Annotated in this window: 25 protein-coding genes; 21 read left to right on the top strand and 4 right to left on the bottom strand. The window is 33.8% G+C overall.

The window, feature by feature from the left end; genetic code table 11:
• Positions 1-279: 279 nt before the first annotated feature.
• Entirely contained in the window at positions 280-939 is a 660-nt protein-coding gene (locus OO013_RS05625) for a hypothetical protein (RefSeq protein ID WP_266055710.1), read from the bottom strand.
• 277 nt (positions 940-1216) lie between these two features.
• Between OO013_RS05625 and OO013_RS05620 the strand changes: the two genes are divergently transcribed.
• The 5 genes from OO013_RS05620 to OO013_RS05600 all read left to right on the top strand — a co-directional run bounded on the left by OO013_RS05620 (position 1217) and on the right by OO013_RS05600 (position 5548).
• Positions 1217-2164, top strand: a complete 948-nt coding sequence (locus OO013_RS05620; protein ID WP_266055709.1) for an alpha/beta fold hydrolase — start codon at positions 1217-1219, stop codon at positions 2162-2164.
• The gene (locus OO013_RS05615) at positions 2161-2802 is read left to right on the top strand and encodes an alpha/beta fold hydrolase (protein WP_266055708.1); all 642 of its coding nucleotides are present in this window, start codon (positions 2161-2163) and stop codon (positions 2800-2802) included. Before OO013_RS05620 ends, OO013_RS05615 begins: the two co-directional genes overlap by 4 nt.
• A gap of 142 nt (positions 2803-2944) precedes the next feature.
• A complete protein-coding gene (locus OO013_RS05610) occupies positions 2945-3862 on the top strand; it encodes an AraC family transcriptional regulator (RefSeq protein ID WP_266055707.1) in 918 nt (305 codons plus the stop codon).
• Between the two features lie 29 nt (positions 3863-3891).
• A complete protein-coding gene (locus tag OO013_RS05605; protein WP_266055706.1) occupies positions 3892-4524 on the top strand; it encodes a Crp/Fnr family transcriptional regulator in 633 nt (210 codons plus the stop codon).
• A gap of 67 nt (positions 4525-4591) precedes the next feature.
• Complete coding sequence (locus OO013_RS05600) at positions 4592-5548, top strand: ketopantoate reductase family protein (protein ID WP_266055705.1); 957 nt, start codon at positions 4592-4594, stop codon at positions 5546-5548.
• A gap of 90 nt (positions 5549-5638) precedes the next feature.
• Here the strand turns inward: OO013_RS05600 and OO013_RS05595 are convergent, their stop codons facing one another.
• Positions 5639-6856: an OmpA family protein gene (locus OO013_RS05595; protein ID WP_266055704.1), complete on the bottom strand. Its 1218-nt coding sequence runs from the start codon at positions 6854-6856 to the stop codon at positions 5639-5641.
• A 218-nt stretch (positions 6857-7074) separates the two neighbouring features.
• On the opposite strand from OO013_RS05595, the gene OO013_RS05590 reads away from it, so the two are divergent.
• The 13 genes from OO013_RS05590 (at position 7075) to OO013_RS05530 (ending at position 16643) form a co-directional block, all read left to right on the top strand.
• Positions 7075-7719, top strand: coding sequence for a class I SAM-dependent DNA methyltransferase (locus tag OO013_RS05590; protein ID WP_266055703.1), 645 nt, complete (start codon positions 7075-7077; stop codon positions 7717-7719).
• A gap of 45 nt (positions 7720-7764) precedes the next feature.
• Positions 7765-8418, top strand: coding sequence for a DUF998 domain-containing protein (locus OO013_RS05585; protein WP_266055702.1), 654 nt, complete (start codon positions 7765-7767; stop codon positions 8416-8418).
• Positions 8384-8755, top strand: coding sequence for a nuclear transport factor 2 family protein (locus tag OO013_RS05580; protein WP_266055701.1), 372 nt, complete (start codon positions 8384-8386; stop codon positions 8753-8755). The genes OO013_RS05585 and OO013_RS05580 overlap by 35 nt, the downstream gene beginning before the upstream one ends.
• A gap of 1 nt (position 8756) precedes the next feature.
• The gene (locus tag OO013_RS05575; protein WP_266055700.1) at positions 8757-9110 is read left to right on the top strand and encodes a hypothetical protein; all 354 of its coding nucleotides are present in this window, start codon (positions 8757-8759) and stop codon (positions 9108-9110) included.
• A gap of 304 nt (positions 9111-9414) precedes the next feature.
• Complete coding sequence (locus tag OO013_RS05570) at positions 9415-10143, top strand: CPBP family glutamic-type intramembrane protease (RefSeq protein WP_266055699.1); 729 nt, start codon at positions 9415-9417, stop codon at positions 10141-10143.
• Positions 10144-10529: 386 nt separating this feature from the next.
• Positions 10530-11702: an acetyltransferase domain-containing protein gene (locus OO013_RS05565; protein ID WP_266055698.1), complete on the top strand. Its 1173-nt coding sequence runs from the start codon at positions 10530-10532 to the stop codon at positions 11700-11702.
• A 153-nt stretch (positions 11703-11855) separates the two neighbouring features.
• Positions 11856-12353 (top strand): DUF2703 domain-containing protein, encoded by a 498-nt coding sequence (locus OO013_RS05560; RefSeq protein ID WP_266055697.1) that lies wholly within the window; start codon positions 11856-11858, stop codon positions 12351-12353.
• Positions 12334-12888: a sigma-70 family RNA polymerase sigma factor gene (locus tag OO013_RS05555; protein ID WP_266055696.1), complete on the top strand. Its 555-nt coding sequence runs from the start codon at positions 12334-12336 to the stop codon at positions 12886-12888. Before OO013_RS05560 ends, OO013_RS05555 begins: the two co-directional genes overlap by 20 nt.
• 33 nt (positions 12889-12921) lie before the next feature.
• On the top strand, positions 12922-13716 hold the full coding sequence (locus OO013_RS05550) for a cation efflux transmembrane domain-containing protein (RefSeq protein WP_266055695.1): 795 nt from the start codon (positions 12922-12924) through the stop codon (positions 13714-13716).
• 67 nt (positions 13717-13783) lie between these two features.
• Entirely contained in the window at positions 13784-14413 is a 630-nt protein-coding gene (locus OO013_RS05545; protein WP_266055694.1) for a DKNYY domain-containing protein, read from the top strand.
• Positions 14414-14556: 143 nt separating this feature from the next.
• Entirely contained in the window at positions 14557-15258 is a 702-nt protein-coding gene (locus OO013_RS05540) for a DUF2490 domain-containing protein (protein ID WP_266055693.1), read from the top strand.
• 42 nt (positions 15259-15300) lie between these two features.
• On the top strand, positions 15301-16002 hold the full coding sequence (locus OO013_RS05535; RefSeq protein WP_266055692.1) for a DUF6624 domain-containing protein: 702 nt from the start codon (positions 15301-15303) through the stop codon (positions 16000-16002).
• A gap of 170 nt (positions 16003-16172) precedes the next feature.
• A complete protein-coding gene (locus OO013_RS05530) occupies positions 16173-16643 on the top strand; it encodes a hypothetical protein (RefSeq protein ID WP_266055691.1) in 471 nt (156 codons plus the stop codon).
• Positions 16644-16713: 70 nt separating this feature from the next.
• On the opposite strand, the gene OO013_RS05525 is transcribed toward OO013_RS05530, so the two are convergent.
• On the bottom strand, positions 16714-17016 hold the full coding sequence (locus tag OO013_RS05525) for a hypothetical protein (RefSeq protein WP_266055690.1): 303 nt from the start codon (positions 17014-17016) through the stop codon (positions 16714-16716).
• Between the two features lie 165 nt (positions 17017-17181).
• On the opposite strand from OO013_RS05525, the gene OO013_RS05520 reads away from it, so the two are divergent.
• Positions 17182-18015: an FkbM family methyltransferase gene (locus OO013_RS05520; protein ID WP_266055689.1), complete on the top strand. Its 834-nt coding sequence runs from the start codon at positions 17182-17184 to the stop codon at positions 18013-18015.
• Between the two features lie 170 nt (positions 18016-18185).
• Here OO013_RS05520 and OO013_RS05515 read toward each other — a convergent pair whose 3' ends face one another.
• Positions 18186-19196 (bottom strand): fasciclin domain-containing protein, encoded by a 1011-nt coding sequence (locus OO013_RS05515; protein ID WP_266055688.1) that lies wholly within the window; start codon positions 19194-19196, stop codon positions 18186-18188.
• A gap of 426 nt (positions 19197-19622) precedes the next feature.
• Between OO013_RS05515 and OO013_RS05510 the strand changes: the two genes are divergently transcribed.
• Both OO013_RS05510 and OO013_RS05505 read left to right on the top strand, forming a co-directional pair.
• Entirely contained in the window at positions 19623-20543 is a 921-nt protein-coding gene (locus OO013_RS05510) for a hypothetical protein (protein ID WP_266055687.1), read from the top strand.
• Between the two features lie 115 nt (positions 20544-20658).
• Entirely contained in the window at positions 20659-21342 is a 684-nt protein-coding gene (locus tag OO013_RS05505; protein WP_266055686.1) for a DUF4919 domain-containing protein, read from the top strand.
• Positions 21343-21402 lie beyond the last annotated feature (60 nt).

The following is a 21402-nucleotide window of genomic DNA, read 5'->3' as shown; positions in this document are numbered from 1 at the left end:
TCTAAAATTTTATCAGGGAAAGCTCATCAGGTTTACAAAGAACCCGAATTTTCAAAACAATTAAGTAAAAAAAATCTCCTTCACCAGCGTGTGACATGAAGCTAAACTACATAATTACTTAAGAAAATAATTTCCGAAAGCCCACCCTTACCGATGCTTTTAATTTAAATGAAAAGACCCGATCCGGCTGTTATTATTTAATTCATAAACAAAAAGAGCTGAAGAAAAATTCAGCTCTTTTATATTTTGGTTGATGCTATTTTTTACAATACGTTTTAATCACCATGGATTAGATGGTGTACTTAATGCCTGGTATTTATTTAAATATCCATCATTAGAATTTGGCAAATCTGTATTATTACCTGCTTGATAATAATGACTTCCAGCTTCTACCATAGCAATATCTATATCATTATAAACACCTACATACCCTTCATTAGTTCCTGTGAAAGCATCAGCACCTTTCTTTAAGGCGAAATAATAAAAATTACCTCCAGTATGAGAAGGTAATGGTCGTGCTATAGTTTTAAATCCGGTATTATTACTTTCAGTAGATAACTTTACTTCAAAACTTGATGATGTTTGATAATCAAAATATGCCTCATATCTAAATGCAAACACATAATTATTTGGAGGAACAACATCAGGCACATTATTTGCCCTCGTAAAGCTATTCGACCCGTTAGAAAATGCTGTAGTCGCTACATATGCTGAATCGTATAAACCACAAACATTAACATCTACCATTTCGATTCTCAATAAATTATATTCCTCTTCAGTAATCTGCACCCAACGGTCGTCAGCTGCATTCTCATAGTCAGTTAACGAAGTCGTTAATATATCTTGTACTTTAGGCAATGCTTCCACTTCATCATCATCATTACACGATATTGCCATAAATAAAACCATCACTAAGCATAAGTTAATAAGTCTTTCCATCTCTTAAAAAATTAATATTTATAAAAAGTCAAAAGATATGGATTTAAAAACGAGATTCAAAATCGAAGAATATTATTTTGATAAATCAAAATTATTTAAAAGTATAATTGCAATAGACATTTTACGACACCATTTAATTACGTTCAATATAAATAACATTTTCTCAAGTGATGCTCAAGTTGATTAATTCATTACTTTAAAATCTCACTTCCAAATCCACTCAATTTTTACCATATTAGAACCATTATTCATAAAGCATTAACCAAAACATCACCACATGAAAAAACTGGGTAAATTTATCAAACTCGTTTTTGCCACCCTGCTTATTATCATCGCTCTCACAGCCCTTTTCTTTGGGCATTCGAATATTCCGCTTGAGGAACTGAAGGCTAAGTACGCTAATGACGCGTCTGCATTTATCTCCATAAATGGAGCCGATGTACATTATCGTGATGAGGGTAATCAAGCAGATTCGCTACCCATAGTTCTGATCCATGGCACCGGCGCAAGCCTTCATACTTTTAATGTCTGGGCAAATGAGTTAAAATCTGAACACAGGGTAGTTAGAATGGACCTCCCTGGTTATGGTCTTACAGGACCGTTTGCTAACCAGGATTATTCCATCGATCACTATGTCGATTTTCTTAATACATTTCTCGATTCCCTTAATATAGATAATTGTATCCTGGCCGGAAACTCCCTGGGAGGCCACATCGCCTGGCGGTTTACCGATGAATATCCTGAAAAAGTAAACAAACTGATCCTGATCGATGCTGCAGGTTATCCTTTTAAATCAAAAAGTCGTCCCCTCGCCTTTCAAATGGCTAAAATCCCGGTTGTAAACAGTGCTTTTACCTTTATCACTCCCCGGTTTGTAGTTAAATCAAGCATTAAAAATGTCTATGTCAACGATTCCAAGGTTACTGAAGAGCTAATAGACCGGTATTTCGAACTTACCTTAAGGAAAGGAAACAGACAGGCCTTCGTTGATGCATTTGATACACGAAAAAATACAGAAGCATATAAAAACATTCCATCGATTAAAAAAAGAACATTGGTTCTCTGGGGTGCTCAGGATGATCTGATCCCTGTTGATCAGGCCCATCGTTTTCACGAAGACTTACCCAATGATACACTGGTTATTTTAGACAATGCCGGGCATGTACCGATGGAAGAAGTACCTAACAGAAGCCTGACGGTGGTCAGAGATTTTATTTCAGAATGAGGCTCTATGCTATCAGCGGACTAGGAGCCGATAAACGGGTATTCCAACACCTTTCTCTTCATTGTGAATTGATTCCTCTGGACTGGATCGATCCTTTACCGGGTGAATCGATTGAGGATTATGCACTCAGGTTAAGTGAAAATATTGACACAAAAGACCAATTTGGAATCCTGGGAGTCAGTTTTGGAGGCTTGATCGCTGTAGAAATAAGTAAAAAGCTTAATCCGGACCTGACCATTCTAATTTCGTCAGCAGAAACCAGGAAGGAACTGCCAATATTTTATCGACTAATTGGTAAAACAAAAATTTTAAAATTCATTCCTAATCTCTTTTTCAAACCTCCGGATAAGCTGGCAGCCTGGGTATTTAGTGCTAAAGAAAAAGCACTGTTGTACCAGATCCTCAAGGATACAGACTTGAAATTTGCCAAATGGGCAGTATTGAAATTAACCACCTGGAAAAACAATCAGCGCCTAGTTAATGAAACATTAAAAATTCATGGTTCTAAAGATAATCTACTTCCCTTAAAAGCAACTTATGACAAACACGTCATCAAAGGTGGCGGACACTTTATGATCGTTGACCGATCTGACGAAATCAGTAAAGTGATCAATGAAAAAATCAATCCGCGCAATTAAAATAGTATCGTTCTCTAATGAAGATTAAACCATTAATTTAAAAACATAAAATCTCAGCAATAGAACTTTCTTTTCATGATAGGTTCAGTTAGTTTTAAGAGTACAAATACTACTTAAACATTAAATATTCCTTAAAAGCTTAATGCCCTTATCCAATAAAGAAACTCAAATTGATTATAAAATCAGAATCAACAAGGTTTTTCAATTCATTGATAATAATCTTGATGCTGACTTATCATTGTCCAGAGTTTCTGAAGTAGCTGCATTCTCGCCTTTTCATTTCCATCGTATTTTTAAATACATAACTGGAGAAACATTGAATGAATTTGTCACCCGCCGAAAAATAGAAAAGTCCGCTTTAGATTTACTTCACAAAGACCTTACGATAACAGAGATTGCCTTCAAAAACGGATTTAAAGACAACTCCTCCTTTACCAGAGCCTTTAAAAAGTTTTACAGCATTAGCCCTTCAGAATTTAAAAAGCAAAACCCAAACCGGTTTAGCAAGATTCGTCAACTAGATAGCAAGAATGGTCAAGATCTTTCTGACTATGAAAAATACCTTTGTGTTATTGATAATCTTAAAAAACACATCGATATGAACGCAAAAGTTGAAATTATAAACACAGAAAAATTACCACTTGCTTATCTTTCAGTGATCGGTCCGAAAAACCTCCCGGATGCTTTTCAGAAAATAATGAGATGGGCAACACCAAAAGGGCTTATGAATGAACAAACGAAAATGGCCACGATTTACCATGATAGCTTCAAAGTTACCGAGGCTGATAAAGTAAGAATAAGTGCCTGCATGTTAATAAATAAACCTGTGGAGACAGAAGGAGAGATAGAATTGACTGCTATTGAGCCTGGAAAACACATCAAAGGAAGCTTTGAAATTGGATTAGATGAATTTGAGAAATCATGGCGTGGATTATTTGTCTGGATGAATGACAACGGTTACAAAAAAGCTGATAAAGACCCATTCGAGATCTATCATAACAATTTCAATGAGCATCCGGAAAAGAAGGCTATCGTTGACTTTTATATCCCGATTGAATAAATAAAATATCAGGGAGGCAACTCCCTTTTTTGATCAAAGAAAAGACTTTAGCTTTACCATCTGGTAGAACTAATTACACAATGGATAAATCTATTCTAAATCATTATTTCCATTCGTTATTCCCCATCGAAAAGGAGGTGGTAGAAAAAATCACTCACTCGTTTAATCACTTCCATCTGAATAAAAACGCTATTCTGCTGGATGAAAATACTGTAAGCACTAAAACTTACTTTCTTGAAAAAGGATATATGCGTTCTTTTATTTTTAATGAAGAAGGAGAGGAAGTTACGACTAACATCTATTCAGCGCCGTGCTTTGTTAACGATTTCCTTTCCTTTTTTAAGCAACAACCTACCAGACAGATTTACCAGACTTTGAGTCCTTGTTCGTTTTGGGAAACTAGTATAGACCATGTCCAGGCTAACTTTCACAACATCCCGGAATTCAGGGAATTTAGCAGGCTGCTTTTCGTTATCAATTATCATGAGCTAAATGAAAGGTTGATTGAGATGGCCAGTCAGAAGGCAGAAACACGTTACGTGAACCTACTGGAAAAGAAGCCTGAGATATTTCAACATGTTCCATTAAAAATAATAGCTTCTTATTTAGGCATTACCGATAGTTCGTTAAGCAGAATCAGAAAAGAAATCAGTACAGTTTGATTTCTTGCCATTTGTCAAGAACTCTTTCAGGAGGTTTTAATCAAATTTGCTAAAAATAAATTAAGCGATGACCAAAAAAAATATAGCAATTATCGGACTTGGTGGTGTTGGTGGATACTTTGGATTTAAGATCAATCAGTTTAACGAGCAAAGTGAAGAACACCATGTAACCTTTGTAGCCAGAAATAAAACTTATCAGCAGGTAAAAGAAAATGGCCTTCAATTAATTTCTTCAGACCTTGAAAATAATGTCACCAGGCCAAATAAGATAATTGAAAATATTTCAGAATTAAAAAACCCGGATCTGATTTTAATCTGTGTAAAGGAGTATGACCTGGAAAATATTTGCAATCAGCTGACCGGAGTAATAACTAAAGAAACTATTCTTCTGCCAATGATGAATGGTGTAGATATTTATGACAGAATCAGAAAAATAATCCCTGATAATGTCATTTTACCATCGTGTGTGTATGTTGCTTCACATATAAAAGAAAAAGGAATTGTTGAACACAAAGGCAAACCCGGGAAACTATATTTTGGTAACGATCCAATGCACCCTGATACAGATTTGGAATGGATAACCAGGCTACTTGACAACAGTAATATAAACTATACATTCAGAGACGATGCATCTATTGATATCTGGACTAAATTCATCTTTATTGCCAGTTTCGGGCTGGTTTCTGCCAAATATAACTCATCGATAGGTGCAGTTTGTACAGAACCACAGCAAAAAGAAGAAGCCACAGAAATCATGAAGGAAATCAAGCTAATTGCCCACAAGAAAGACATTATGCTAAGGGATGACATTATAGAAAACACCTTTCAAAAGGCTTCCACTTTTCCACAAACAACTCCAACTTCCTTGCAATTAGATGTTAATTCGGGGAAACAAAATAACGAATTAGAACTATTTGCCGGAGCAATTTTAAAGTATGGAGAAGAATTAAATGTGAAGTGTCCGGCAACTCAAAAAATATACAACGAGATTAAAACCAAGCTTGCAAATAAAATAAATACTTAAACTGAAATTAATTCTAATAAATAAAAAGGTTACTTACCTATTCAAATATAACAGGTAAGTAACCTTTATTTTATTTTGAATAGATGATTACTACTTTTTAACTCCTTCAAGCCCCTTTTCATCTGCAGGACTATCACAATATCCCCAGTACATAGTAAAGGTTGAATAGTCTTTACTAAATTTAAGCTTCAGGCTCCCCCAGTGGTTTCGATCATAGACATACGAATCACAAGTTTTTCCGGAATCATTTTCCACCCATTTACCTTCGAAGGTATACGGATCGGTCATTTCCCCGACAATTTCTCCTCCATCGCTCTCATACCAGCCAGCAATTTTATTACCGTACCGATAAATATGTAAATCACCCCATTTACTGGCATCCCAGGTACCAACCACACCTTTCGAATCTTCATTTTCATTAGGAAAAACTATTACTTCTACTCGCCTGTTTTTACTTCGCCCTTCTTCAGTAGAATTATCAGCTACTGGGTTTTTCTCACCAAAAGAATAAACTTTTACTTTCCCTTCATCAATATCGTGGTTATTAATCAGGTAATTTTTAATCGCTTCGGCACGCTCTTGAGAGAGCTTAAGATTACTTTCCTGGCTCCCAACATTATCAGTATATCCTTCAATGATTGTCAGTCCGTTTATTTCAGCTACCTTTTCACCAATAGACTTTAACTCATCTTTGTCTTCACCAAGTGTAGACTCACCAAAATCAAACAACACCGCACTACTTAATTGAAAATTAATGCTTGATCCGATTGCACCAATTGCATCAACATCCGCACCAGGCCAGCGACCACTTTTACCATCTTTAACATCTATGATCTTTACATACCTGAATATATCTGTCGGGCTAACATGGTCTGTTATATCCACTTCAGAAAGTCCTCCTCCTGTTTCACCAACAAAGATCCAGTCATCTCCATTTTTAGAGATGTAAACTTTTACAGGTTCCACATCCGGGCCGATCTCGAAGATATACAAATCAGGCCCCGGTATATCATAAAGAATATTGTCAGTAAATTTTACAGTCAGAGAACCACCATATCCCAGGGTGACATATTTTTTCTCATAATCACCAGTATAATCAGGTATACCAAGGATTGGTTCAGGCACTCCATAACCTTCGATTGGTCCTGGATCACCTACCTGGAAATCAACCACTTCATCAGCGAATGAGATATCTCCAAAAGGGAAAAACACCCGACCTCCATGGCCATCAGGATAAGTTCGTCCTATCTGGGCTGATAAAGCAAATGATAAAACAAATAGTTGAATTATTATTAAAAATGGTTTCATAATGTATGGTTAATAGATTTTATTTTCGGTGTACAAAAAAATTAAAATATTGTTTTAGAATTCAAAATTAAAGACGATAAATACTGCAGATTTTCTTTATTATGATATATAAGCCTAATAAAATCAACCATCAAAACTATTCTTTTAACCACTCACACAAATCACCTCCTTTACTTTATACATATTATCTATATTTATATTATTTCAAATGAAGCGAAATGATTAACATCTCCGGAGAAAAGAAAAAAATAAAATTCTGGGACAGGATAGCAAATAGTTATGACAGAGAAGAAGAACGGGATAATAATGTCAATCAATTAATCATTGAAAAGACTAGAACATTATTAAATCCAGATCAGGTTATTCTTGACCTTGGATGCGGCACAGGAACCTTCTCCATAGCTCTTGCTGATTATGTCAGCCATATTGATGGAATTGATTTCTCTTCAAAAATGATTGAAATCGCTAATAAGAAAAATGAAGTCAAAAACATTCATAAAGTCAACTTCTTTCAATCAACAATATTTGATCAGCACCTAAGACCGGAATCTTATGACGCAATCTTATGCTTTTATTTGTTCCATTTACTAGATGATCATACGGAAGTTATAAATAGAATTAAATCTTTGCTGAAACCAAATGGATTACTAATTTCAGTAACACCATGTATGGGTGAAGCAATCATTAAAGGCTGGGGATTATCATTGTTAAGTCTTACAGGACTTGTGCCGAAAATCAAATTACTAAGGCGACAAAACCTTATTAAATTGCACTCCGGAAATAATTTGCAATTATTAAATAATGAATCTTTAACCAGTGCTGCTAACCAATACTTCCTGGTATCAAAAAAAATCTATCAATAGATCTCATCAATAATTATTTATGAATTCGAGCATCAATCACCACCTATGAATAAAACACTAGTTTCAGCAACAGGAATTGCGGGAGCCTCATTATTTGTGTTCTCGGCAATATTAGGGGGTTTTCAATTACCCAATTACAGCCATATTTCCCAATTCATTAGTGAGTCGTATGCCATTGGCACACCTTATGGGAAGCTCTTAAGGTATTTTGGATATATACCCAGCGGCATATTTTTAACTATTTTCGCTTTTGGTGCAGCTAATTATTTCCCAAAATCAAACTCGATTAAAATTGGCTTTTGGGGTTTGGGTATTTTTTATGGCCTGGCAACTATAATGACGAGTATTTTTCCTTGCGATCAGGGTTGTAATAAAGAAATGATCGATCCTTCTCTGTCTCAATTAATACACAATCTTACCGGATTATTTACCTATCTTTTTGTACCGATTAGTTTGCTTTTGATCGGTTATGGCTTAGGGCAATATGATAAAAAGACAAACTTTTCGAAGATTACAATTGGGGCGGGATTAATTTGTATTTTGTTGGTCGTTGTTTTATTGGGTAATCCATTAACTATTTATGCCGGATTGCTGCAGCGATTAATAGAAGGAACTATACTTCTTTGGATTGTGTTCTGTTCAATTCAATTAAAAAATCAGAAATATGAAACTAAAGGATTTAGTAAAGCAATGGTTTAAGAAATGGGAAACAGGAGATTATCTTAATCTTCCAATTACAGAAAATTTTAAGCACACTAGTCCTATTGGAACTATTGATGGAAAGAAAGATTATCTGGCCCTGGTAAAAGAAAATGAAGATAAATTTCTTGGACAAACTTTCGACATCCATGATATCATTGTAGAGAAGGACAAAGCATGTGCACGTTATACTGCAAAGCAAGGAAAGGAATTTTCTCTGGATGTAAGCGAATGGTATTACTTCAAAGGTAATCTTATTGATAAAATTATTGCTTATTATCACATTGGTGAAATAAGGGAAGATAGAAAGCTAGAGAATCCCAAAAAGAGCTTATGATTTGAAAAGAACCGCGATAAATATCAAAACTGATATTTGGAATGATATAATTTCTGGTCTTAAAACCAGAGGATGGAAAGTTATTGCCAAATACAATGGATTCGATGCTGGAATTGATGATGATTACTTAGTCTTAAGAAAGGGGACGAATAAAATTACTTTCGGATGGACGAACTGGTTTGAAGGGGAAATTCAATGTAATGATGAATTATTTGAATACCTGGAAACTGAATTCAATTTAAACTTCGAGTATGGAAAGCCAACCAGTTTAAAGCCATCAGTAATCATGACCTATAGAATACAATCCTTGCCTACTTTTTTTGAAAGAATAATCAATTTCTTTAATAGAAAATAAGCAATGCATGACAATCAATCTCGTTTGTAGCCTGGAGGTATAAGATTTAGTGAGAAACCTCCTCACTTTAAGTACTATTACTAGATTAAATTTAAGACTCTCTCCAATTTCTAATTATTTTCAATCCCACTACTATCCTGTTTAACTTTATAAATAATTAATTGTATTTTTTGAGTTAAATTTCATTATTTTCGGGCATCCTAATAAATAGGTTTATCAATTATTTAAAGCACCTTATTTCTATATAGGACAATAGGGAGTTGAATTGGCTGAATTACATACATAGTATTAACCAAACATTTTTATGAAAGGTTTTATCACGATGAGCAGAAATAATTTTGTTGAATTATTTCACTTTTTGATGTATCCTGATCATAAAATCCAATCTGACTTAATCGCAAAATCAAAAATAAAGTGCATTCTAAACCTTTTTTTAATAAAAATATTATTGTTTGGAGCGATCATTTCACTAATAAAATCATTCATTATTGATATAGACCTGTATCGAACGGCTGTTCTTAAAAGTGCGTTTAGTTATCAGCAAAGGATATTACTGATGGGTATGCTTCTACCTATAATTGAAGAACTCGGCTTTCGATTATATTTAATCTTCAAACCTGTTTATTTAGCTATATCAGGAGGTTTTCTTTTTTACTATTTAAGTAGTTCATATATTTTCTCTGTTGGCTACCTAGATGTAAGTAATGATACGTTTATTTTAAGGATTGGGCTTTCGTGCTTAGTATTAGGAATAATCTATCTACTTGGTACAATATTCAACAATCAATTATCCTCATTCTGGAAAGTTAATTTCAGATGGATATTTTATTTTTCAATACTTCTATTTGGTCTTTTACATATAGTAAATTTCAACATCCCTCCACTATATTATTTATTAGCCCCAATTTTTACTTTTTCTCAATTAATAGCCGGATTTTTATATGGATTTGTACGAGTAAAATATGGGTTTTTATACGCTTTATTCTTTCATATGATAAATAACCTGTTTGGTGTTTTAATTTCAGGAGGATAAAATTCGAAATCACTCTCATTTACAACGAGTAGGTATAAGTCTAATAATTACATCGCCTTTTAACACTAAAATCTTTCAAAAAGAGCAGTTATTAATAATGGCTCAAAGAACTCATTTCATATGACATGTTTTTTAATTCAATTAAAAATTGATTTTAACATCCAAATAACTATATTAAAATACAATCAGATACAAAGAACTGATAATTAAAAACTTATTGAGGTATCACAATCTCAAAAACTGTCTGAATCCCATATAAACGGACAATCTATTACCCGGTTATACATAAAAAGCCATAATAATAAAGCACACTATCACTTCTCTTTTATGTCATGGTACTTAAAAGCGTCTCTTAGTGCATCAAATGACATAAAAATGAATAATAAATGAACCAACTATCATCGAAGAGAATAGAATCTCTCGACCTGCTTAAAGGATTGGTAATTATCATTATGGCATTAGACCATACGAGGGATTACTTTCATTATGAGGCATTCTACTTTGATCCAACAGACCCGGAAAAAACTAATCTTGCATTGTTTTTCACCCGGTGGATTACACATTTTTGTGCCCCTGCATTCAGTTTACTGGCAGGAACATCGGCTTATTTGGTAGGTAGAAGGAAATCTAAAAATGAACTTTGCCTGTTTTTACTTAAAAGAGGTCTCTGGCTAATTATTATTGAATTTACTGTAGTGATATTTGGATGGAGCTTCAATATCTATTTCAATTCTATTGGTTTGCTGGTGATCTGGTCATTAGGTATTAGTATGATCTTTCTGGCTGCTATTATTTACCTGCCTAAAAAGTATATCCTGGCTTTTAGTTTATTAATGATCTTTGGTCATAACATATTAGACTACATTTCAATTGAAGACAACATGCTATGGTCTATCATTCATGAAAGAGGTCGTTATGTTTTATTTGACACAATCAAAATCAGAGTAGTATACCCGATAATTCCATGGATCGGTGTCATGTCTTTTGGCTATTACCTGGGAACGTATTATGACAAAACTATTGAAGCAAAAAAGAGACAAAAATCTTTTATTATCATTGGTTCAATTGCTATCCTTCTATTCATAATCATCAGGTTAATCAATGAATATGGAAATCCAAAAAGCTGGCATTCCTACGATCAATTTCAGCAAACCATGTTTTCATTTATGGATCCATTAAAATATCCGCCATCAGTAACGTATTTACTGATGACTTTAGGACCAACAATTATATTTTTGGGACTGGCTGAAAACGTAAAAGGCCGGCTGGTAGGTTTTATCAGTGTTTTTGGGAAGGTTCCTTTCTTTATTTATATAATCCACATTTATGTCATCCATTTTTTTGCCATGATCCTGGCTGAAATCACTGGCTTCGGATGGAAATCGATGATACTTGATGATTTCGTTTCTACTCAATCACAATTAGTAGGATTTGGTATTAATTTATGGGGAGTGTACCTGGTTTGGATCAGTATCATATTGATGTTATATCCGCTATGTAAAAGGTTCAGTGAGTACAAATTGGCACACAAAGAAAAATGGTGGCTAAGTTATTTTTAAGATGAATAAATTAATAGTATTCGAAATTTTGAATTAGAGCATTCATGTGGTAATGCCACAATTCAAAAATTAAATCCTCATTCACTGCGTCTTTTTTAAACTTCTCCGTCTACAAGGGTGAAAACCATTTATTAATTAATCAAACTTTCACTTATGGACGTAAAAACAATAACGATCGACTACCTCTACCTGGACAACACAACGTGTACACGATGCAGAGAGACTCAGAAAAACCTGGAAACAACCGTTGATAATATTGGCAAACTGTTGCAATCAGCAGGGTTTGACATTAAATTAAACAAACAGCAAATGGACACCCGGGAAAAGGCAATTGAGTTCAAATTCAGCAAATCTCCAACTATACGTGTTAATGGTGTGGATATCGGATTTGAACAAAAAGAAAATGAATGTACTGACTGTACCGAAATGTGTGCCTGTGATGAGGGTACCACTTGCAGAACGTGGATTATTAATGGCGAGGAATACGAAATTCCCCCGGTAGAATTGATTACTGAGCGGATTTTAAAAGTTATTTTCGGTGAAATAAAACCTGTTGGAGAGGCTTATTCACTGCCCGAAAATCTTGAACAATTCTATACAGGATTGGAAACCCAAAACAAAGAATGTTGTAATGCAAGCTGCTGCTCATAAACTAAATACCGAAGATATCTGGCAGGAATTCTCAGACCAGCTTTATGGTTTCGTTATCCGACGGGTGAACAACCATGAAGATGCGAGAGATATCCTGCAGGATATCTTTTTAAGGGTTCATTCAAAAAAATCTTCACTTAAAGATAATGCTAAGCTATCCAGTTGGCTGTATCAGCTTACCCGTAATGCAATAATCGACTATTACCGCAATTCTAAGAAAATACCAGTTAATATGATTGAAATTGAGGCAGATGAGGATATTCAGTTTACTGAACTGATCGGTTGCATCAGTCCATTTTTAAACAGACTTGATGAAAATGAAAAAGAATTAATCCGCTCAACAGATTTAGAGGGGATTAAACAAAAAGAGTTGGCTTTAAAATTGAACCTGCCCTATTCAACTGTCAAATCAAAAATACAGCGGGCACGTAAGAAATTGAAAAAAATGTTTTTAGACTGTTGTGACAGCAACTTAAATTGTAAGAACAATACCTCAGAAAACCCGCTCCATCAACATTGCCAACAATGTGAATAATTATAAATTGCGAATAACCATTATTCACCATGCATGGAGAAAACAATTTTTAAAATTTCAAAAATGGACTGTCCTTCCGAAGAAAACCTGATTCGGATGAACCTTGATGGCTTTCCTGAAATTGAGTCATTAGACTTTGATATTCCAAACAGGAAATTAACTGTTTTTCATAATGGAGCTATTAATGCCGTGGAGAAATCACTAACTGGCTTAGGTCTAGGCAGTAAAAAGATCCGCACAGAAGAAGCCTCTTCCGATGAAATTGTGGAAGAATCAAATCAAAAAAAGCTTCTTTGGTCGGTTTTGGGAATCAATTTTTCATTTTTCATTATTGAAATGACTACCGGTCTGATCTCAAAGTCAATGGGACTTTTGGCTGATAGTCTTGATATGCTGGCTGACTCTTTTGTATATGGAATCAGCCTTTTTGCTGTTGGAGGAACCCTGGCCAGAAAGAAAAAAATAGCCAAACTAGCTGGGTATTTTCAGATCACCCTGGCGTTACTTGGTTTTGCAGAGGTTTTGCGAAGGTTCTTCGGAGCAGAAAAACTACCGGATTTTTCAACCATGATCATTGTTTCCATACTGGCACTGATTGCTAACGGAATATGCCTTTACCTTCTGCAAAAGTCAAAAAGTAAAGAAGAAGCTCATATGAAAGCCAGTATGATCTTCACTTCAAACGACGTGATTATCAACCTTGGAGTGATTGCGGCGGGATTGCTCGTTAATTGGTTAAACTCAGGTATTCCGGATCTGATTATTGGTTCAATTGTCTTTATACTCGTTATTCAAGGTGCTGTAAGGATACTTAAACTTGGAAAATAATCTTTAATTAAGTCACATGAATTAATTTACTGCTCGATTTAAATTTGAAATAGTCTACCATTGCTCAATGAGGTATCTTTTTATCATATTAATTATTTCTAATATCTGTATCAAAATTGAGGCTCAGGATCAGAAGAATAATTCTTCCAGGCTCCTGGATGACATTAATTGGAAAGACCAAACTATTTGTATAGCTAATCTCAACAAGGTAAATCTGGAAAATGACACTCTTGAATTTGTTCCTCCTTACTTTTATCGGGATATAAAAAACAACAAAGAGTATTACATCACCTGCTCAGAGGGGTATGGCCCCGTACTTTTTACTCTAAAATATGATTTTGATCTTCATTCATTTCAGGACCTCGGTTGTTTCGCCACTGATAAAGATTCTGTTTATTCCATATTTTTAACCTCTGACGGACAAATATTTATTCCAATCAAAGAAGCAGATCGTGCTACATTTGAGACATTCGGTAAATCAATGTATGCCAAAGATAAAAACCATATTTATTACTCCCGGAGCGGAATAATTCCAAATGCAGACATAAATACATTTAAACCGATTTACTTTGACTTTGAGAATAGTACTCCCCCGTTAGCACGAGACAAAAGTAGCCTTTATGTTTGGGACGAAATATTAACGGACACTTTACAAATCAACGGATTAAAAGAATATCTGATTAATACTACCAATTGATAATTAGCCATTTAAAGTAGTCTAAAAAAAACTATTTGTTATTCCCTCATGTCAATTCAGCCGTTTACCTGATAATTATTAAATTTGAACCTCATTTTTTGGTTGCTTTTAAAATAACAGACATTTATAACCTGACACTTTTTATGAATCGAATAAATTCATTAATTATAATTATTGCTCTTTTCATTCTTCCGGGGGTGGTTAATGCACAGATCGAAGACGATAAAATGGGAGCCTGGTACATGTATTTTTTCAACACTACCTTTAAAGAAAGTTCATGGGGCTTCCAGGGAGATATTCAATACAGAAACTGGAATCTGGGTGGAGATCTCGAGCAATTACTTCTCCGCGGTGGTGTAACCTATCAGCCTAAGTCTGCTGACGTAAAATTCACTTTGGGTTATGGAAATATCACTACCGGTCAATATGGTAAAGAATTGACTGAAACTGTAAATGAAAGTCGTATCTATCAGGAAATCCTCTTTCCTGTAGTCTTTGGAGGCCGTGTTTATACCAATCATCGATTCAGATATGAACAGCGATTTGTTGAAAGTCAGGATTTCAGAACCCGTTACAGGTATAATCTGTTTCTAAACATTCCATTGAATAAACATACAATGGATCCTGGAGCTTTATACCTGGCATTGTATAATGAAATTTTCATCAATGGCCAAAGAGAGATAGGCGATGGAAATACAGTTGAAATCTTTGATCGAAACCGCTTTTATTCAGCGTTAGGATATGTGATAAAGAAAGGAATTAAAGTTCAGGGTGGAATCATGAGACAGTCTACCAACAACTGGAATAAAAATCAGCTTCAATTCAGTCTCCATCACAAATTTTAATCTGATACTTTTCCATAAAAACTTTTTAAATAATCTTACCACATGAAACACAATTTCATCATTTTACTTGCTTTACTTTTTATTTCTCAAGGTTGTACAAACACTGAGAAAAAAAAGAACACAGAAACCATCGAAACACAATTTAATCAGGAACTGGCTAACGAATTGGATAAGCTGGCTGATGTTGATCAAACAGCCGCAAATGTACCCCGTGGAAAATTCAAGGACTACAGCAAGGAAGAATTTAATGCTTACAAAGACAGTGTTTTTACTGCAAACAAAAAGAGAGCAGAAGAAATTTTGGATGAATATGGATACCCTGGAATTGATCTTGTTGGTGAAGAAGGTTCTTCTAATTTCTGGTTGATCGTACAGCATTGTGATTTTGACCCTGAATTTCAGAAAAGGGTATTGAAATTGATGAAAGCAGAACTTGATAAAGGTAATGCCAATGGAAAAAACTATGCGTATTTAACAGACAGAGTGAGAAAAAACACCGGTCAAAAATTGCTATACGGAACCCAGGTGGTATATAACAATCAAGGACAGGCGGTTTCAATGCCCCTGGAAGATAGCGCAAATGTCAATGTGCGTCGAGCTGAAGTTGGACTACCTCCATTGGAGGCATATCTTAATAGTATGACGAAATTTCATTTCCAAATAAATAAAGAAATGATGCTTAAAAGAGGAATTGAAGAGCCGATTTTATATGAAGTTCCTGGCCAAAATGATTCTATACAATAAAGATTCGCTCCTATCACAATTATTACTAACCGCTGGTATAAATATCATTAGTCAGGCTTTATAAAAAGCTTTTACTTGTATTATTAAATGGAGAAAACTGTGAATCCTAATAAAACAGGATATGCGGTGACTCCATTTAATTTTACCTAAACTAATATATTTATACCAGCATGAATATCAGCAGATTAGACCTTTCATTAAATAAGTCTTCCGATCAAAAACTATTGAAAGCAGAAATTCAACTCAATTCTCTAATTGATGAACTGAACCAAAGAGAACTACCAGACTACATTAGTAAAAAAATAAACCAGGATATCGTAGAAATTAATTCCACAAAGGGATCCGCTAATAAATTAAGAAGTGTTATAAAAAAGAAACAAACAGGGATTCTAAAATTCATAGAAAAAGAAATCGAAATCGTATCAAAAAATCACTACAGAAATAGCTGGATGTTGCTGGGCATGCTTATGTTTGGATTGCCTTTTGGAATTATTTTTAGTCTCTTAATTGATAACATGGCATTTGCAGGAATAGGATTACCAATTGGAATGGGAATCGGCATAGCCATAGGGACAGAAAAAGACAAAAAGTATCAGAATGAAAACAAGCAGCTAAATTTTGAAAACACCTTCGGATACTAATAAAGTATCCTGAGTTAAAATAATAACAGAAGGTTTATTAACTTAATATTTCGACAGTATCATTTTTCTATCAACTCCCTGCCAAAGGAGTACCAAAAATACCGACAGCCAATTCTACCCACACTAAAAATAAAATTGCCACTATTATCCCACACAAAATCAACCGATATTTTAATTGCCTTACATTTCTTAAAACCAGCTCTATAAGTAATCCGGTTCCAGCCAACAGAATCCCCATAACTGCAAAATCAAACAATGACCAATCCACTTCATTTGTAAACTGCATTGTTATGAATGGTATCATTAGAATTACCACTACTAACCCCATTATATAAACTAATCGTGTGTTTTTCATATCTCTTTTAATTTTCATATTTCAAATTAATAAAAAGTACTTTGTATTTCAAAGTAATTTGAAAAATATTTATCCATATAACCATGCAGGTGGTAGTTCATAAAAGATTATTAAATAATTCTATGTCTTAAAAAGAAATTGTTTTAGCTTGACATTCTTAAAAACACATTACCTAATTCTAAAATGTTTAATTATTTAAAAGAAAGCTTTAAAAGGAAAAGAGCCAGAAGGATAACTCAGGAATACCCACCCAGAGTTGATGAATTTAATCTTTCTGAAGAAGGTCTGGTGAAATTTGCTAACTGGGAGAACCCTTTAGTTCCACAGATTGAACTTACTCAATCTGAAGTCAACTTTTTCAAAAAGTTTATTAAAAGAGGGGATGTGGTTATTGATATTGGTGCTAATATTGGTGACTTAACTGTTCCAATGGCACTAGCTTCCGGTAAGGAAGGGGTTGTTTTTGGTTTCGATCCTAATCCATTTGTTTATAAAATTCTACAAAAGAATGCAGAATTAAATCAGGATAAAACCAACATTGTACCCTTACTCAATGCAATATCATCTGATGAAGGTGAATACTATTATACTTCTTCAGAGGCATCATTTGCTAATGGTGGTATTTCTACATCTAAAAAGAATAGACACGGAAAATTTGTCTATCCTGAAAAAATCAAAGGGATTGATTTAACTAAATATCTTAAAGAAAAACACAGCGATCTTTTAGATAAATTATCTTTCATCAAAATAGATACGGAAGGATATGATAAGGAAATAATTAAATCGATCTCCCCGTTAATCAAAGAATACAAGCCTTATCTTGTTGCTGAAAGCTTTGGTAAAAGTTCAGACGAAGACAAAAAAGAATTATTTGAGGTAATCAAACAGCTAGATTACGATATATTTTATTTCGAAGATTTCATCGAAAACACCAAAACTAAGGAAATTAAAACTCCTGAAGATATGGTATCATGGAAGCAAACAATTGATGTTTACGCCATGCCTAAGGATAAGTAATAATCTTTTACATAAATTATTTTAAGATCTCTCATTCATAAATATTGCTGATAAACCATTTGAAATTGGGGTCTGGTAAATAATTGCAAACTTATTAATACGATAAACTTAATTTAAAAAGCCATTCAGGATTGAATGGCTTTTTAAATTATAACAATTAATTAGTTAAATTAAAGAGTGGGCAATAGTACTCTTTCAATGACATGAACAACACCATTAGTTGCTTGTAGATTAAGTAATGGTAAAACCAGGTTAGATTCTCTACCATTAACATCCGTTAGTGTTAAATTATCCAGATCAACAGTAAATGAATCACCATTTAAAGTTGGTACCATTTGTTCATCAGTAAGTTCGTTACTACAAATTTTTCCATCAACAACATGATATAATAATACGGCAGTCAGGGTTTCATCATCAATTTCATCTAATGAACTATAACCTAATTCACTTAATAGTGCTACAAAAGCATCATTTGTTGGAGCAAAAACAGTAAGATTATCATCACCACTCAATGCACCACCTAATCCTACCCGGGTTACAGCGTCTACAAGGATAGAAAAATCAGGATTTCTCATTGCTAATTCGACAATATTTTTGTCAGGCGGGAAAATCACCTTATCAATTATATGGAAAACACCATTAAAAGCCTTTACATCTGGTTTGATTACCTGAGCATCATTAATAAACACACCATCTGTAAGGTCTACTCGTACTTCCTCACCACTAAGGGTCGGAAAACATCCGAAATTTAGATCAGATGAATACACTTTATCTCCAATAACATGATAAAGTAAAATTTCTTTCAAATTTGGAACATCACCAATATTGGTGGGATTAAGTCCCAATTCTGCAAAAGCTTTATCAGTTGGAGCAAAAACAGTAATATTTGCTCTGACTACTGTTGAAATAAGTTTAGTTTTTGCCAGAGCTACAGTTAAGGTTTTAAAAGTTGGGCGATCAGACATCCACATTCCTTTTCCTCTACCTCTTCTTTCGACTTCGCTAGAATTTTCAATCGCCGGATAGCCATAATACTTTATCTCTTCATCAAATGAAGCCAATGCTTCGTAAATATTTTCCTCCTGGGAAGGAGTTACTTCAACAACTTCCTGATTACAGCTTACAAACAACAATCCTGTAACTGCAATCATCATAAATAAATGCTTTTTCAAACGTTTCATAGTGGTTAATTTTTTTTCATATAACTATGAAAAACCTTATAGTGTTTAATTGCTTTATAACAATGTTAAAAAAGTGCAAAACACATAAAAACCTGAAAACTAAGACATTTAATTACCTTACAGGTATTAATTGACCACTAATTAAAAGGTTATTATATAATAAGTTTAAGTGAATTCAATAGCCACAACCCTGTATTAATTAATGAAAATTCTTTAAATATTAATATTACGCAAAAACTAAATTCAAAGACATAAAAAGAAAAATTGTCAATTTCTACGTGAAAATAAACACTCAGCCTTGAGTAACGAACACGAGTAAGTTATCATTAAAATCATAAGTAATAATTCCTCCTTTATTAATCGTTTATTCTGTTAATACTTTCAACATAATTGTTATTTTTGAAAAACCAGCAATGCATTTTTTAGATGAGTAAGTATCTATTTTTTTTAATTATCCTGATTGGATCTTTAAAGTCATTAGCACAAGATAAACCAACAGGCCCAGCCATTCAAATTCTTGCAAATTGGATGTTGCATGATAATAAAACCTATACTGTTACTGAAAATAAATTTAAAGTTATTGAGACCGATACTGTCGTAAATGAATCTATAAAATATGATGTTTTTGTAGAGGTTTATGATTCAACATCTACTTCATATACTGTGGAGTGGACATATGATAATTTTCTTGTTGAATCAAACGCCTTTTCTTTAAATCAATTAAGTTCGATTTTAACTGGTCTTTCAATTAAATTCAAAACTGATGAATTAGGCATTTTTGATAAATTAATTAACTACAATGCTATTCAAAATTTAATAAAAAACAATCTTAATTCTATCAGTGATCAATTTGAAAGCACAAAGAGTTATGAAAAGTTTAAAGGCTGGGTTGAGAGTGAATATTTAGTGCAAACAAACTTTGAAACTAAAGTAATCAAGGATATTCTTCAATTTCATCAATTTCATGGTACGGAGCTTTATGATAATGAAACCTATTTTGGTGAAATTCAAGTCCCAAACATCTATGGAGGTGAACCCTTTGACACGGATATAACATTTTGGTTAGAAGACAATGACTTTTCATCAGGTATTTTTGAAGTGAAAATGCAAGAGGTAATCAACTCGAAGCAATTAACTCAGGCTACTTATGACTTTATGAAAAATAATTTTTCTGGCCTTGAAGAATTCACACCAGATAATACAGACCTCTTCCCTACTTTGACTAAGGCTATATTTACTACTGCCAGCGTTCATGAATCAGGGTGGGTAATCCAATCCGTTCAGACATCCGAAACCAGGGCTAACAAGACCAGTCGAATAGAGGTTCGTAAGATCGAACTCAAATAATTAATTTACTGTGCTACTATTATTCAGGAAATTTATCGCATTCCAACTCGTTGAATATATACTATACACCTGGTTTTTGGTTCATGGGACAACAAAGTCCTAAAAATACTGACTTATGAGAATAATAATATTCATTATACTATCACTATTCACTATTGCAAAATCTTATTCTCAGCAGAATGATTTTCTAGATCCGGATTATGAGGCCATTCAAAAAAGCATAAATAATGTGGAGTCTCCATTTTATTTTGAGCATCTAATGTCACAATTTGAAAAGGGAGATTCAACCATGAGCCTACAGGAAAAACGGCATTTATATTATGGATACTCATTTCATCCTGATTATAGCCCATATAGCAGATCCGTTTATTTAGATAGTATAAATGTTATTTTGAGTAGATCTGATTCAGCTATTATTAATAACAAAAAGTTTCTGATTTATTCTGATTCTGCGCTTTCAGACAATCCCTTTAACTTATTTATCCTTGATAAACTTTATTATTATCATAAGGCAAAAGGGAATAATCCTATGGCGGAGATAATACTCGCCAAAATTAACATCATCCTGGATGCAATGCTAAGTACAGGTGACGGAATAACCAGAGAAACAGCAATTCACGTAATCTATACTTCGCATGAATACTTTGTTATAAATGTTTTTGGTCTTGAATATGGGGGTAAACAAAAGAATATAGACAACTATGACTTTCTTTCAGTTCAGGACAATGAATTCCAATTGAAGGGATTGATCTTTAATATCACCCCACTTTATCGTTCGACTATGAATGATAAAAATTGATCATTTTCATTTTTTTACCTTATTGATTAGTCTCCATTAAGTTAAATCGCTTATTTTAAA

The organism is Mangrovivirga halotolerans (assembly GCF_026241165.1).
Classification (GTDB): Bacteria; Bacteroidota; Bacteroidia; order Cytophagales; family Cyclobacteriaceae; genus Mangrovivirga; species Mangrovivirga halotolerans.
Note: the sequence above shows the minus strand (reverse complement) of the source record. Positions and strands in the feature narration are given on the sequence as shown.